The following is a 14,862-nucleotide window of genomic DNA, read 5'->3' on the forward strand; positions in this document are numbered from 1 at the left end:
GCCGCCTTACCGCAGCTTCAGGGTGGAGAGACCAAGCAGGGCGAGACCGACGGCGACGATCCAGAAGCGGATCACCACCTGGCTTTCCGTCCAGCCCTTCTTTTCGAAATGGTGATGGATCGGCGCCATCAGAAAGACGCGCCGACCGGTCATCTTGAAGAAGCCGACCTGAATGATGACAGAGAGCGTTTCCATTACGAACAGACCGCCAATGATCGCCATGACGATCTCGTGCTTGGTCGCAACGGCAACCGTGCCGATCGTGCCGCCGAGTGCCAGCGAGCCGGTGTCGCCCATGAAGATCGCAGCGGGCGGTGCATTGAACCAGAGGAAGCCAAGGCCGGCGCCGATAACGGCACCGAGGACAACCGAGAGTTCGCCCGTGCCCGGTACGAAATTGATCTGTAGGTAATTTGCGAAGACGACGTTACCCGCCAGGTAGGCGATGACGCCAAAGGACGCAGCGGCGATCATCACGGGGACGATGGCAAGGCCATCAAGACCATCGGTAAGGTTCACGGCATTGCCGGCGCCAACGATGACGAAGCCGCCGAAGACAACGAACATGATGCCGAGATTGATCATGAAATCCTTGAAGAAGGGAAAGGCAACCGACGACCCGAAGGTCGAACCTGCCGTACCCGACGCCAGCGCCGTGCGCATCATGAAGTAGACGGCAATGCCGGCGATCACGAACTCGATACCGAGACGAGCCTTGCCGGAGAATCCCTTATGGCTTTGCTTGGTGACTTTCAGGTAGTCGTCGTAAAAGCCGATCGCACCGAAACCGAGGGTCACGAGCAGCGTGGCAACCACATAGAGGTTCGAAAGGTCGGCCCAAAGCAGCGACGAACCGACAATACCGGCGAGGATCATTAGGCCGCCCATGGTCGGCGTACCGGCTTTCTTGAAGTGCGTTTGCGGACCGTCGGCGCGGATCGGCTGCCCCTTGCCCTGGCGGATCCGCAGCGAATTGATGATCATCGGACCAAAGAGGAACACGATGAAGGCGGACGTAAACAGGGAGGCGCCCGTGCGGAAGGTAATGTACCTGAACAGATTCAAGAATTTCAGATGTTCCGACAGTTCGACAAGCCAAATCAGCATTCAGGGCCCCTTGTTTACCCGCTCAAAAATCGCGTTGCGTGTCGGCAAATGGCGGGAACTTGTCAAGGAGCACGGCGACGATCTTGCCGAAACCGATGCCCAGTGACGATTTTACCATCAGCACGTCGCCAGCCGCGACAGCGTTCAATATGTACTCTGCTAGTTCTTCGGTCTTCTCGTAGTGGACGACCTGCACGCTCTCGGGGAGCGATTCCTTCAGCGCAACCATTTCAGGGCCGGCAAGCCAGACGTGCTCAATACCGGCAGCGAGCAATGGCCCTGCCAGATCCGAATGGACCTTCTCCGCGTAGTCGCCCATCTCCAGCATGTCGCCAAGCACGGCGATGCGGCGTCCCGTGCCCGTCGGCACGGAACTCGCAAGCACAGCGATTGCCGCTCGCATCGAAGCAGGATTGGCGTTGTAGCTCTCGTCGACGACTGTGAAGGAGCTGCGCTCGATCGCCAAGCGATGACGACGGCCCCTGCCCTTTTCCGGCTGGAGGGTCGCGAGGGCGGCGATTGCCTGCCGCATATCAGCTCCGACGATCTTCACGACGCCGAGGGCGGCCAGCGCATTCTCGGCGATGTGCCGGCCCGGCGCGCCGATCGCAACTTCCTTCGTCTCGCCGTCAATGGTGATCCACAACGTCGAACTCTGATCAGAGTCGTTGAATTCTGCCAGGCGAAACTCGGCCTTCGCATGCTGACCGAAGGAATGGATGTGCTGGATGCCGTGTGTCTCTGCGGTGCGCTCCAGGAAATTGAACTGATCGTTGTCGCGATTAAGCACGACCTGCCCGCCCGGCACTACGCCTTCGAAGACCTCGGCCTTTGCCGTCGCGATCTCCCTTATGCTCTTGAAATTGCCGAGGTGAGCGGGCGCGATCGTCGTGATCACCGCAACATGCGGCTGGATCATCTTGACCAGCGGACGGATCTCGTCCGGATGGTTCATGCCCACTTCGAAGACGCCGAAATAGGTATCGAGCGGCATGCGGGCGAGCGTCAAAGGTACGCCCCAGTGATTGTTAAAAGAAGCAACGGAGGCATGCACCTTGCCCGATGGAGACAAGACCCGCCGCAGCATCTCCTTGGTCGTCGTCTTTCCGACCGAGCCGGTCACGGCAATGATCTGGGCGCGCGAACGCGCGCGAGAGGCTTGCCCGAGTTTGCCGAGCGCCGCCAACACATCCTCCACGACGATCACCGGAACCGTCAGCCGCCCCATGGCGGGAAGGCGCGCTTCGCTGACGACGAGAAGAGCTGCACCGTTTGCCATCGCCATCGAGGCGTAGTCGTGGCCGTCGACGCGGTCGCCCTTGATGGCAAAGAAGGCTTCGCCGGACGCGATGGAACGGCTGTCGATGGAAATCCCGGTAATGCCCTCAGGCAAAGTGCCGAACGGCCGCCCGGCCATGGCGGCAATCAAGTCTTCCGTCGTCCAAAGCCAGTTCACGGTTTCAGCTCCTCCAAAGCCTTACGCAATTCGGCATGATCCGAAAACGGCAGGGTAACGCTCCCGATCGTCTGCCCTTCCTCGTGTCCCTTGCCGGCAACGATCAGCGTGTCGCCGGACGTCAGCATCTCAACCGCCATGCGGATCGCCTCGGCGCGGTCGCCGATTTCGGTTGCGCAGCCTGCGGCCGCCATGATCTCGGCGCGGATGGCCGCCGGCTCTTCTGAGCGCGGATTGTCATCGGTGACGATCACCACATCGGCCAGACGGCAGGCGATCTCGCCCATGATCGGGCGCTTGCCGCGATCGCGATCGCCGCCGCAGCCAAATACGACAATCACACGGCCTGTGGTAAACGGCCGGACGGATTCCAAAACATTGGCGAGCGCGTCCGGCTTGTGCGCGTAATCGACATAAGCGAGCGCGCCATCCCTGGTATGGCCTACCAATTCCAGACGCCCGGACGCGCCCTGCAGCTTCTCGAGCGCGGCCATGGCGACCTTCGCCGGCACGCCCGTCGACATGGCAAGACCTGCCGCCACAAGTGCATTGGCCACCTGGAAGTCGCCGGCAAGCGGAATGTCGACCTCAAAGATCTCGCCGTCAGCATGAATTTCAGCCACCTGCTTATGACGGAAATGTTCGACGCGCTTCAGCGCCAGGTAATCGCCCTTGCGGCCGACCGTGCGAACATCGTGCCCCGCACGGCGAGCTGCCTCGACCGCTTGTTCCGACCAGGCATCGTCGGCAAAGATCACCGCCGGTGCGCCCTTCGGCAGCAGCGTGTCGAACAGGCGCGTCTTTGCGGCCATGTAGCTTTCGACCGTCGGATGGTAGTCCATGTGATCACGGCCGAGATTGGTAAAGGCGGCGGCAGCGAGCTTGACACCGTCCAGGCGGCACTGATCGAGGCCATGGCTGGACGCCTCCATTGAGGCATGTGTGACGCCCTCGTCCGCGAGTTCTGCCAGCAGCTTGTGGAGTGAAACCGGATCAGGTGTTGTCAGTGAGCCGTATTCGTTGCGTGTCGGCGAGACGACGCCAGTCGTGCCGATCATCGCGGCCGCATGGCCGGCATGGGCCCATATCTGCCGGGTGAAGGAGGCAACCGACGTCTTGCCGGCTGTGCCGGTCACGGCCACCATCGTTTCCGGCTGCTTGCCATAGAAACGCGAGGCCGCGATCGACAGGAAGCGTCGCGGGTCGCTGACGACAAGAACGGGGACGGAAGCGTCAATGCTGTGGGAGGCAACTGCTGCGACGGCACCACGTGTTGCCGCATCGGCGATAAAGCCTGCGCCGTCCGCCTTCGTCCCGGCGACAGCCACAAACACCATTCCGGGTTCGATCTTGCGGCTGTCGGACGAGATGCCGGAAACCGCCAGCGCCCCGACAGACCCGGCCAATTGATCAAGTTCCGGAAATGCATCTCCGGCGATGTCTCGCAAGTTCATCGAATGTACTTTTCTCTTTCAAGCCGCCGCGCCCCGTGGCGAATCGGCTCCGACATTCATTCAGACTCAATAAGACACCAACATGGCCGATCCGTCGTCACCGAACTTGGGTTCCACACCGAGAATTGGCGCTGCGCGGGCAATGATGTTCTTCACCATCGGCGCTGCAGTGTACGCGGCGATGTTCTGGCCCTTCTCACCATTGTGCGGTTCATCGCAGAAAGTAAGAACGACATATTTCGGGTCATCGATCGGGAACGCCGCAAGGAACGCATTGAAGTTGAGGTTCGTCGCATAGCGGCCGTTGACGACCTTGTCGGCCGTTCCGGTCTTTCCGCCGACGTTGAAGCCGGGAACGTCCGCATTGCGGCCCGAGCCCTTGATGCCGTTCAGCTTGAAGAGATAGCGCACGTCGTCGCTGGTGCTCTTCTTGACGACCACTTCAGCGACTTCATCTGCCTGCTCACGGTTGCGCGGCAGGAAGGTCGGCTCGATGAGCTTGCCGCCATTGACGAGCGCGGCACCGGCGACGGCAGTCTGCAGCGGGGTGGTCGACACCCCGTGGCCAAAGGAAATCGTGATGGAATTGATTTTCTTCCAAACCTTCGGTTGGCTCGGCATTTTCACTTCGGGCAGTTCGGTCTGCATCTTGGTCAAAAGGCCGAGCTTCGTCAGGTAGTCTTTCTGAGCATCCATGCCGACGATGTCGATGATGCGGGCGGTACCGACGTTCGACGAGTACTGGAACACTTCGGGCAGCGTTAGCCAACGGCGCTGACCGTGGAAGTCATGGATAGTGAAGCCGCCGATGCGGATCGGCTGTGTCGCATCGAAGCTGTCGTTGAGGCTGACCTTGCCCGTGTCGAGCGCCATGGCGAGCGAGAAGGTCTTGAAGGTCGACCCCATCTCGAACGTGCCATTCGACATGCGGTTGAGCCAGCCCTCCTTGGCGCCTTCCAGCGGATTGTTGGGATCGAAATCCGGCGCCGATGCCATCCCAAGCACCTCACCGGTATGAATATCGAGGATGACGGCGCCGGCGCCCTTTGCCTCGTAATTCTTGACTGCGTTGACGACGACATCACGCACGATGTTCTGGACACGAACGTCGATCGACAAGCGCACCGGTTCAAGCGGCTGATCGCTTGTCATGCCAACTGAAGCAAGGTCGGCAAGTCCCTGATCATCGATGTATTTTTCCATGCCGGCAACGCCGCGGTTGTCGATGTTGACGTAACCGAGGATATGCGCAGCAGTCGCGCCACCGGGATAGAAGCGGCGTTTTTCAGGCCGGAAACCGATGCCGGGAATGCCGAGCGCAAGGATCTGGCTCTGCTGCTTCGGTGTCAACTGGCGCCGCAACCAGGCAAAATGGGATGTGCGGTTCGCGAGCTTCTTGTAGGTGCCTTTCATGTCGAGGTCAGGCAAAACCGTGGCAAGCTTCTCGACGGCCTCGTCCGCATCGACGACCTTGTTCGGCTCGGCAAAGAGCGAGACGGTGCGGATATCGGTTGCCAGCACTTCGCCGTTTCGATCCAGAATATCAGGGCGCGACGCCATCAGACGATCCGGCGGCAGTATGCTGGACACAACTTCCGGATCGCGAATCGCGTATTCGACGAGACGCCCACCGATCACGCAATAGACCCCGAGGAATCCGACGATCAGCAGACCGACGCGGCTCTTGGCCTGTACTGCCTTCTTCTTTCTCGATCCCTCGATCTGCACGTTGCCGGACGCCCCGCCAAGACGGTTGTATACGCCAGCGGAAAAATGCGCCTGGCTCTTCAAGACCATGATGCGTGAAAGAAAGGACATCTCTACTCCACCGATCCGGTTGCCATCAGGTCTTCTTCTTCGGGTTGCGGCACCACTGCCTTAGGCTTCGCTTTGGCGCCTGAACCAGCCTTCGCCTCGGTAACGTCGGGAACCGCAACCTGCGACTTCAGCATCGGCAACTCGCTGGCATGAACGAGAGAGGTGGACGCCGTCGGCTGCAGCTGAAGTTCGCCATTGTAGTTGTTGACGAGACGCTCGAGCCTGTTCGGCTGGGACAGCAACGCCCAATCGGCCTTCAACAGGTCGATCGTGTCCTTCTCGAGCTTGATCTCCGCTTCAAGGCGATGAACTTCCTCGAGCTTGAGTTCTGCGTGATGCTTGATCGTGTAGGTGACGGCAGCCGCGGCTGTCATGACACCGACCAGGATGAGGTCCAACGTTCTCAGCATATCAAGCTCCGAGCTTTCCGAGACTTGCCAGGTTCGGCAGCCCGAAGATGGAAACATCAGCCGCTTCGGCGGGGGCTGCGGTGCGCAGCCCTGCACGCAGCTTGGCGGAGCGCGCCCGCGGGTTGACCTCGGCTTCCGCCTCGCTTGCAGCCACCATCGGCTTGCCGATCCGCTCAAAGGTCGCCGCGCGCTCGTGCGCGACGGGCAGATGACGCGAGCCCGACGCCTTGCCGGCACGATCTGAGAAGAACGTCTTGACGATCCGATCCTCAAGCGAATGGAAGGTGACGACAACCAGACGCCCGCCGGGCTTCAGCGCCCGCTCGGCACCAAAGAGCGCCTGCGCCAGTTCGCCGAGCTCATCGTTGACGAAAATCCTGAGCGCCTGAAAAACGCGCGTCGCCGGATGAATCTTGTCCTTCATCTTGCGCGGCGTAACGAGCTCGATCAGCCCAGCCAGATCGCGCGTCGTCTCGAAGGGCTTTTCGGCACGCCGCTTTTCGATCGCGTGGGCAATGCGCGGCGACTGACTTTCTTCTCCGAGAAAATGGAAGATACGAATCAGATCGGCCACCTTGGCGCGATTGACCACATCGGCCGCAGAAACGCCTGCAGCCGACATGCGCATGTCCAGAGGGCCGTTCTTCTGAAAGGAGAAACCGCGCTCCGCTTCGTCAATCTGCATCGACGACACGCCGATATCGAGCACGACCCCGTCGAGCCCGTCGTGGGGAGCACACTCGGCCAAATGAGAGAACTGAGAATGAACGAGTTTCAAACGACCTTGACTGTTTGCCACAAGCGCCTGGCCGGCTTCGATAGCGGTCGGATCGCGATCCAGCGCAATCACATCGGCGCCAGCATCGAGAATGGCTGACGCATAGCCGCCCGCGCCGAATGTGCCATCCAGAATGAGCTTGCCAGGGGAAGGTTCGAGCGCACCCAGAACCTCGTCGAGAAGAACCGGAATGTGGCGAACCGGTCCGCCACCGGCATCAGTTGAATCTCCGCCAGGATTCGCCGCCATTCCGTTCCCTCGTATTATTCGAAACGCCTGCCCGCCAGCCGACGCCCTCCTCGTGCCTGCATCTGCGCAGCCTGAAATGCCTGCGGCTGCCACAGCTGAAAATGATCCGCCCGACCGACGAAGGTCACCTCGTCGGAGACGCCGGTGAAGTCGCGAATGAAATCCGTGACCATCAGCCGACCTTCCGCATCGAGCTTCATGAAGATACCGCCCCCGTGGATCAGAAGCGACATCTCGTTCGCATCCGGCGAAAACGGATCCTCCGCAGCGATCTGACGCTCGAACCTTTCCAGAAGGTCCGGACCGCCGACGCTGATTGCCGGAAACACAAAGTCCTGGAAGCAATAGAGCTCCTGAACATTGCGCTGCGCCAGCACGGATCGAAACGCTGCCGGCACGGAGACCCTGCCCTTGGAATCGATTCTGTTGGTCGCATTTGAAAGGAAGCGGCTCATGACACGAAACATCCGTTCCCAAAAGAGCCCGGACTGAACTCACAAGCCCGGAACCCCGAAATTCAGGCACAGCCTCGCGAGCCGAATGGGCACAATCCCATCCGGCGCTTCCGGAAAGGAAGACGCCTTGGCTTTGCGATTGATGGGCACCTACCTGCCCGTGCGCAGTGCATAAATGGGATAACATGGGACCATATGGGCGTCAATGGGAAACGCCCGTCTCACGATGAGCGCAGTATCGAAAATTTATAAGCTGTTAAGTTTAACAAAGGGTTAGGATCGCGCATCTGCAGGCTGAATAGCGGCGCGCTCGCCACCCTTTCGACGGCGGCAGATGACCCAAATAGCGACAGGCAAATAGGCAATTTCATACAGCGTCTTAGCGCGGCGCATTCATGGACGAGGCGAATTGTCGCGACGCCACATGAAGAGGTAGGCCGCGGCTATCCACTTTGAAGTAGGCGACCAACCCCTTCGGATAGAACCACGTGCAAAATAATGAAGTGCCGGAGAATTGAACTAGTTGGAGGCTGCCGCATATTATGCAGTGCTAAATAAATAACGTGGAGTACTGCTATGACAAACTTCACATTAAAGGGGCTTCTTTACGGGCGTTTTGAGCCGGAAAAGCGTATTCCGCTGTCGCAGACTGGCATGACGACCGATATAAAATGCGATTCCTGCGGCAAGATATTCAAGCGTTGGTCTATTCTTGCTCGCAGCAGCACCACCTGCGAGGAATGTCTGGCGAAGGCGCCGACCGCTCATTAGCAACCGACGGCAATCACACGGAAGGCACGCTCCTGCAAAGGTAGTTCGCCAGCTGGCCTGTAAGCCGGGTTCTGTATGGCCCCGGCCGAAGCCGGAACGTGGCAGCCATTCCTCTGGGACAGCGTTCGCACGCTGCCTCACGCAACCCACCCGGATGACTGACCTGGAAACCGGCCGGAAGGCTTGCGCCCCCCACGTCATCCCTATTCGGTCTTGCTCCCGGTGGGGTTTACCTTGCCATCGCCGTTACCGGAGATGCGGTGGGCTCTTACCCCACCCTTTCACCCTTACCTGCCGAGGCAGGCGGTTTGCTTTCTGTGGCACTTTCCCTGAGGTCGCCCTCGCCGGACGTTATCCGGCACCGTGTTTCCGTGGAGCCCGGACTTTCCTCACCCTACCGCCTTTCGGCATTGGTAAAGCGCGGCTGCCCGGCCAACTGGCACGGCTCCCTTAGCGGAGACTTGGGCCGAATTCCACTGAAATATCGCCAATCTCCACGCAATAGTGCAAGGGTTAGCCGAAGCGCCTCCTCGCCACCAGGCGCGCGTGCCTAGCGGAAGACGGGCGTCAGTTCCCTGCCGAAGTCCTCGGCCCCGAGCCAGCCTTGCGTCATGATGACAGCGCCCAGTCGACCGAGCTCATCCGATGATTTCGCGGCAACGAAATTGCCACCGGTCAGCACCGCGATCCGCGGCGAATCCGTATATCCCACGTAGGGATATGCACTTGTCGTGAAGGTCGCCACACATGGCGCGGAGGTCGTTGGGCAGCCGGCCAATGCTGGCATGAGCCGCAAAGCCGTTGACACCAGATGATCGCGCTCGAGCGAATCTCCGTCAGAGCGAAACCATGCTCCGATATCCTCCAGCGTGTCGAATGAGCGCGTTTCCAGATCGCCGCCGAGCTTGAGATAGGTCTTGCCGTCGGGATAGCCGACCGGCGGAAGGATATAGACATGGTCCTCGTCGCGGTCACCAAAGACGATCGTCGAAGGCATTTCGGAGAAGATCGTCATTTCCCGCTCACTAAGCTCGAAGAAGGCGACGGTGCGTGCCGCAACGCGAACATCGATGGCATCAGGCAGAAGATCATTGAAATTGCTGAACCCGCCGGCGGCGACCAGCACACGTTCCGCGGTGCAGCGCTTGCCATCCGCATGGATCTCTACGAACGTGCCTTCGTCACGAACCGCACCAACAGTTGCATCGATGACCGTCACACCGGCCTGCTCGGCAAGTTTGGTTTGAGCCCGAACCAACGCGCGCGGATCGATGTGGCCTGCACGCCGCGCCTCGAGATAGCCGTTGAACGAAGGATTGAGCGCAAACTGAGGAAAGCGGTCGCGCAATGCCGCAGGCGGCAATGTTTCGACGTCGAGATCGAGCGCTTCGGTTACCTGCAGCGCCCCCCAAGGAATCCCTGGCCCGGCCGGGCGGGCGGTCCGGCAAACAGACAACCCGCCTCCGAGAAAAAGGAAATGCCGCTCTTCGCTTCGATTTCCCGGTAGCGGTCGAGCGAGCGTGCCGCCAGCATCGCCCAGACCATATTGTCGTCGAAGGACCGGGTGATGCGGGCCTCGTCGTAATGACTGGCAAAAACACCGTGATGGCTCTTGCGCTCGGCTGGCTCACCGGGGCCGATGAGCGCAACACCGTCGATCATGCCGGAAAGATGGCGGGCCGCAGCCGCGCCCATCATCCCGCGTCCGACGATGATCACCTTGAAATCAACTGCCATATGTCACCTCATTCAGAGGCGAGATAACACAGGCGCCAAGTTGAATCATATTCTTACTTGCCCGGCCGAAGCGATTCTCGAACAAGCGGTTTTAGATGATCAGTCGAGCATCGCCAGGACCTTGCCGCAATAGGCCTTGGAGACCGGATTCATGCGGGTGGCACCGTGGCCGGCATTGTACTTCAGGATCGTGTCGCAGGTTTCGCCACCGCCGAGCTGATGCGCTGTAGCCAAGTATTTCATGCCGAACTTGATGTTTGTCTCGGGATCGAACAGGCCCTTCCTCGTACCCGAGTAACCCATCATCCTTGCCGTGGCCGGCTTGATCTGCATGAGGCCGACTTCACCCGCGCTACCACGTGCATCGGGATTGAAATTGCTCTCGACGCGCACGACCGCCTGAGCAAGCTCGACAGGGACGTTGTATTGGTTTGCGTATTTGATGATGAGAGCTGAATAGTTGTTGGCGGTGAAGTCCGGCATCGCATAGCCGCTAGTCCGATCGACAGTCTTCAAAGGAAGTGTCTGGATCCTTCCACCCCACTCGCCCGCGAAGGCGCAATTGATGCCCATCAACAGTGTACTGACGCACACTGCAGCAGAAATAATCTTATTCATTCAGTCTAATTACTCCGACCCAAAGAAATTCCGGATCATGATTAAATAATAATCCGGCTACATGCGGCAGATATACATTAGCTATTCTGCAGCATTTCTTTTTGTTTCAATTGACAACCGCCTGAAACCCTAAAACAAACCAGGCGGCGCCGTTCGACGATGGCGTTAGACCATCGCAATGAGGAGATAATAGGGAAATCATGTGGCGGCGCAGCAGACTCCCGAATTCTTGGGAGTCGGTGCCGTCATAAAAGTACGACTTATGAGACGTAATGTGAAAGCGACGCCAGCAAACGGTGCAGCGTGTCTATCGTCGAAAAATCTGCGATTCCATCGATCCGAGCAGGCCGGAAGTGGCGCTGGAAGGCCTCGACATCGCCTGCCGTCCTGTCGGAGAATTCGCCTGTGATTTCTGTCGCATAACCGTAAAGCGAGAGCATCGACTGCAGGGCCTCGACCGGCTGGCCGCGGTCACCGCGTTGGAAAAATCTTCCACCAGCAATCGGGGCAGGCTCGACCCAGTGCCCGACACCGGCTCTGTGGAGGTCTTTCCAGGGAAATTTTTCCCCCGGATCAACCTTCCGAATCGGTGCGACATCGGAGTGCCCAAGCACCCGTTCGGGCACGATGGACCAACGTTGGCCGCAATCGCGACACAATTCAACGAGCGCCTGAATTTGTTCTTGCGGATACTCGGGAAGACCGCCGGGATGCCCTGCATTGGCGATCTCGATCCCGATCGACAGAGAGTTGATATCGGTCTCGCCCTGCCAATAACTTTTGCCGGCGTGCCAGGCGCGGCGCTCCTCAGGCACGAGCTGAAGAACCTCGCCGTCTTCACTTACGAAGTAGTGACTCGAGACCTGGCTCTCGTCACGACAGAGCCATTCCAACGCTCCATCCCGCGTTGGCATGCCTGTATAGTGCAGAAGGATCATGTCGGGCTTGCGCCCGCCTGCGCGCTCGCCGTGATTGGGCGAAGGACGAACGCTCGCCTTCCGGTAGTCGGCCTCGAACGAGGTCATGCGGCGCGGCGTTCCTTTTCGATCGCCTCGTAGGCTGCATTCAGAGCGGCCATTCGCTCATTGGCGATGGCGTGGAACTCGGCCGGTACGCCGCGGGAAATCAGCCGATCCGGATGATGTTCGCTGACAAGGCCATGATAGCGGCGGCGAATCGTCGTGAAGTCATCGGAGGGCGACACCCCGAGCACCTTGTAGGGATCACGTCCCATTGAGACATGGCGCGCGGCAATCCTTTCGAAATGCTCTTCGTTCATATGGAAAATCTCGCCCACATGCCGCAGGAACGCCAGCTCCTTCTCGTGGACGAGCCCATCCGCCTTGGCGATATGGAAGAGACCGTCTAGAACCTCTTCCAGCACCGGGCAGTTGGCGGCGCATGTCACGCACAAAGACGACAAACGCTCCGCGTAGGCCTCGTAACCAGCGACGTCCTGACGCGCCAGATTGTAGAGACGTGCGACGTTCTTCGCCTGCTCGGGCGGGAACTCGAAGATCTCACGGAAGGCATCCACCTCCTTCTCGCTGACGATTCCATCGGCCTTGGCCATTTTTGCCGACAAAGCGATGATCGCGACCGAGAAGGCGACCTTCCGGCGCGTCTCGGGGTCGCCCTCGAAAACCGTCCGAATGGCCTCGACCACCGCCGAAAGGACATTGCCCGCAGTGTTGCCAATGGCGTTCAGCAGTTTTTCCCAGAAGGACATAAAAAGTCTCTCGCCGTGCAAACAGGTGTAAAACACCTTGACCAAATAATGGTTGCCTTTGCAAGGCGGCGATTGGTCGTAGGGCGGAATACACTTTTCACAATTCGTTCATGGTTGCACTGGGATCATCCCCGCATCGCACCCAAGTTCCAATTGCTGCCGGCCGGGTGACGCGATTTCCACAACCCTTCGGCACGGGGCATCTCGAGCTTGAAACGATTATATCAGCGCTTCTGTCCGCCTTCGCCGTTCAGGGCATGATTTTCATAATAACGACACTTTACATGCCCCTTTCCCTGTCGCATCCATGCGTTAGGTAAGCAGCACGCAACTGCGCTGATACGTGACAATGGAGGGATCATGGCCAAACAGAAAGTCGCAATGCTCACGGCTGGAGGCCTGGCACCCTGTCTGTCGTCCGCGGTCGGCGGACTTATCGAACGCTATAGCGACGTGGCGCCTGACATCGAGCTCGTCGCCTACCGCTCCGGATACCAGGGCGTGCTCCTCGGCGACAGCATCAAGATCACCGCCGATATGCGGGAGAAGGCGCCGCTTCTGCATCGCTACGGTGGCTCGCCGATCGGCAATAGCCGCGTCAAGCTCACCAACGCGGCCGATTGCGTGAAGCGCGGTCTCGTCAAGGAAGGTGAAAACCCGTTGCGCGTCGCAGCCGAACGCCTCGCCAACGACGGGATCACGATCCTTCATACGATCGGCGGCGACGACACCAACACCACGGCGGCCGACCTCGCGGCATATCTGGCCGCCAATGGCTACAATCTGACGGTCGTCGGCCTGCCTAAAACCGTCGACAACGACGTCGTCCCCATCCGCCAGTCACTCGGTGCATGGACGGCTGCCGAAGTCGGAGCCCACTTCTTCGACAACGTCAGCAACGAGCAGACGGCAGCACCGCGCACCTTGATCATCCACGAAGTCATGGGACGCCACTGCGGCTGGCTGACGGCGGCAACCGCCCGCGCCTATCTACAGCGGACGAAGAATTACGAATATGTCGATGGCTTCATGACGAACGCCAAGATGAAGAGCATCGACGCGGTCTATCTGCCCGAGATGGCGTTTGATCTCGATGCGGAAGCGGCCCGGCTGAGGGAAGTCATGGACCGCACCGGCCATGCGACCGTGTTCGTGTCGGAAGGCGCCTGCCTCGACGCCATCGTCGCGGAACGTGAAGCGGCGGGCGAAACCATCAAGCGCGACGCCTTCGGACACGTGAAGATCGACACGATCAACGTCGGCGGCTGGTTCCAGAAGCAGTTCGCTGGCCTCATCAACGCCGAGCGTTCGCTGGTGCAGAAGTCCGGCTACTTTGCCCGTTCTGCCCCCGCCAACAACGACGACCTTCGTCTCATCCAGAGCATGACCGACCTTGCCGTCGAAAGCGCCCTCAACAAGATTTCCGGCGTCACCGGTCATGACGAAGCGCAGAACGGCAAGTTGCGAACGATCGAGTTCCCGCGCATCAAGGGTGGCAAGGCCTTCGACACCTCGACCAGATGGTTCGCGCAGGTCATGGAGACGATTGGACAGAAATACCAGGCAGCATGATTGACTGAGGGTTGATATGGTGTCTTTGCTTTTACCCTAGGGAATAGGAGGAGATTCCATGTCGCTCGAAGCCTGGTTCGCTTTTGCCGCTGCGTCTGCAATCATGCTGGCCATTCCGGGCCCGACAATTCTCCTCGTCGTTTCCTATGCCCTCGGCCATGGACGCAAGACGGCGCTCGCGACGGTAACTGGTGTTGCGCTCGGCGACTTCACCGCGATGACCGCATCGCTATTCGGATTGGGGGCCGTACTCGCGGCCTCCGCAACCCTGTTCACGGTATTGAAGTGGGTCGGTGGCGCCTATCTGATCTGGCTCGGCATCAAACTCTGGCGAGCGCCGGTCATGTCCGAGCCGATGGCAGACAATGACAACCTGCCCGAAAAGAAATCGCTCAAGGTTTTCCTCCACGCTTATGTCGTCACGGCGCTCAATCCGAAGAGCATCGTGTTTTTCGTCGCATTCGTTCCGCAGTTCCTGAATCCGGCTCAGCCGTTTTTCGGCCAGATGCTGATCATGGAAGCCACCTTCCTGGTTCTTGCAACCATCAACGCTTCCATCTATGCGCTCGCCGCAAACGCAGCGCGCGGCCTCATTCGCAAGGCAAGTGTCCAGCGCGCAGTCAACCGCACCGGCGGCACTTTGCTCATTGCTGCGGGCGCCGTCACAGCCGGCTATCGGCGCATCGCCGCGTAAATAATTCCAGCGGG

13 protein-coding genes, 1 other RNA gene and 1 pseudogene are annotated in these 14,862 nt (G+C 59.5%); 3 read left to right on the forward strand and 12 right to left on the reverse strand.

Annotation, left to right across the window (positions count from 1 at the left end; all coding sequences use genetic code 11):
• Positions 1-6: 6 nt before the first annotated feature.
• The 7 genes from mraY to mraZ all read right to left on the reverse strand — a co-directional run bounded on the left by mraY (position 7) and on the right by mraZ (position 7,727).
• Entirely contained in the window at positions 7-1,107 is a 1,101-nt protein-coding gene (mraY, locus tag WGT02_RS14510) for a phospho-N-acetylmuramoyl-pentapeptide-transferase (RefSeq protein WP_024313622.1), read from the reverse strand.
• Positions 1,108-1,129: 22 nt separating this feature from the next.
• Positions 1,130-2,563 carry a UDP-N-acetylmuramoylalanyl-D-glutamyl-2,6-diaminopimelate--D-alanyl-D-alanine ligase gene (locus tag WGT02_RS14515; RefSeq protein ID WP_208250118.1) on the reverse strand — a complete coding sequence of 478 codons (1,434 nt, stop codon included), beginning with the start codon at positions 2,561-2,563 and terminating at the stop codon, positions 1,130-1,132.
• Positions 2,560-4,017, reverse strand: a complete 1,458-nt coding sequence (locus WGT02_RS14520) for a UDP-N-acetylmuramoyl-L-alanyl-D-glutamate--2,6-diaminopimelate ligase (RefSeq protein ID WP_024313624.1) — start codon at positions 4,015-4,017, stop codon at positions 2,560-2,562. Before WGT02_RS14520 ends, WGT02_RS14515 begins: the two co-directional genes overlap by 4 nt.
• A gap of 66 nt (positions 4,018-4,083) precedes the next feature.
• Positions 4,084-5,835, reverse strand: a complete 1,752-nt coding sequence (locus tag WGT02_RS14525; protein ID WP_024313625.1) for a penicillin-binding protein 2 — start codon at positions 5,833-5,835, stop codon at positions 4,084-4,086.
• Positions 5,836-5,837: 2 nt separating this feature from the next.
• Positions 5,838-6,245, reverse strand: a complete 408-nt coding sequence (locus tag WGT02_RS14530) for a hypothetical protein (protein WP_024313626.1) — start codon at positions 6,243-6,245, stop codon at positions 5,838-5,840.
• Position 6,246: 1 nt separating this feature from the next.
• On the reverse strand, positions 6,247-7,272 hold the full coding sequence (gene rsmH / locus WGT02_RS14535) for a 16S rRNA (cytosine(1402)-N(4))-methyltransferase RsmH (protein ID WP_024313627.1): 1,026 nt from the start codon (positions 7,270-7,272) through the stop codon (positions 6,247-6,249).
• A gap of 14 nt (positions 7,273-7,286) precedes the next feature.
• On the reverse strand, positions 7,287-7,727 hold the full coding sequence (gene mraZ, locus WGT02_RS14540; RefSeq protein WP_024313628.1) for a division/cell wall cluster transcriptional repressor MraZ: 441 nt from the start codon (positions 7,725-7,727) through the stop codon (positions 7,287-7,289).
• A gap of 576 nt (positions 7,728-8,303) precedes the next feature.
• On the opposite strand from mraZ, the gene WGT02_RS14545 reads away from it, so the two are divergent.
• The gene (locus tag WGT02_RS14545; RefSeq protein ID WP_024313629.1) at positions 8,304-8,498 is read left to right on the forward strand and encodes a hypothetical protein; all 195 of its coding nucleotides are present in this window, start codon (positions 8,304-8,306) and stop codon (positions 8,496-8,498) included.
• A gap of 44 nt (positions 8,499-8,542) precedes the next feature.
• Here WGT02_RS14545 and rnpB read toward each other — a convergent pair.
• The 5 genes and pseudogenes from rnpB to WGT02_RS14570 form a co-directional block, all read right to left on the reverse strand.
• Positions 8,543-8,938: RNase P RNA component class A (rnpB, locus tag WGT02_RS14550), an RNA gene on the reverse strand.
• A 110-nt stretch (positions 8,939-9,048) separates the two neighbouring features.
• A pseudogene (locus tag WGT02_RS14555) lies at positions 9,049-10,235 on the reverse strand (NAD(P)/FAD-dependent oxidoreductase).
• Positions 10,236-10,334: 99 nt separating this feature from the next.
• Complete coding sequence (locus tag WGT02_RS14560; RefSeq protein WP_024313631.1) at positions 10,335-10,853, reverse strand: lytic transglycosylase domain-containing protein; 519 nt, start codon at positions 10,851-10,853, stop codon at positions 10,335-10,337.
• Between the two features lie 260 nt (positions 10,854-11,113).
• The gene (locus WGT02_RS14565) at positions 11,114-11,878 is read right to left on the reverse strand and encodes an N-acetylmuramoyl-L-alanine amidase (RefSeq protein ID WP_024313632.1); all 765 of its coding nucleotides are present in this window, start codon (positions 11,876-11,878) and stop codon (positions 11,114-11,116) included.
• The gene (locus WGT02_RS14570) at positions 11,875-12,582 is read right to left on the reverse strand and encodes a DnaJ family molecular chaperone (protein WP_024313633.1); all 708 of its coding nucleotides are present in this window, start codon (positions 12,580-12,582) and stop codon (positions 11,875-11,877) included. The genes WGT02_RS14565 and WGT02_RS14570 overlap by 4 nt, the downstream gene beginning before the upstream one ends.
• Positions 12,583-12,942: 360 nt before the next feature.
• Between WGT02_RS14570 and WGT02_RS14575 the strand changes: the two genes are divergently transcribed.
• Both WGT02_RS14575 and WGT02_RS14580 read left to right on the forward strand, forming a co-directional pair.
• Positions 12,943-14,154 carry a pyrophosphate--fructose-6-phosphate 1-phosphotransferase gene (locus tag WGT02_RS14575; RefSeq protein WP_024313634.1) on the forward strand — a complete coding sequence of 404 codons (1,212 nt, stop codon included), beginning with the start codon at positions 12,943-12,945 and terminating at the stop codon, positions 14,152-14,154.
• A 58-nt stretch (positions 14,155-14,212) separates the two neighbouring features.
• Positions 14,213-14,848 (forward strand): LysE family translocator, encoded by a 636-nt coding sequence (locus WGT02_RS14580; protein WP_024313635.1) that lies wholly within the window; start codon positions 14,213-14,215, stop codon positions 14,846-14,848.
• Positions 14,849-14,862 lie beyond the last annotated feature (14 nt).

The organism is Rhizobium sp. T1470, from assembly GCF_042140505.1.
Lineage (GTDB): Bacteria > Pseudomonadota > Alphaproteobacteria > Rhizobiales > Rhizobiaceae > Rhizobium > Rhizobium favelukesii.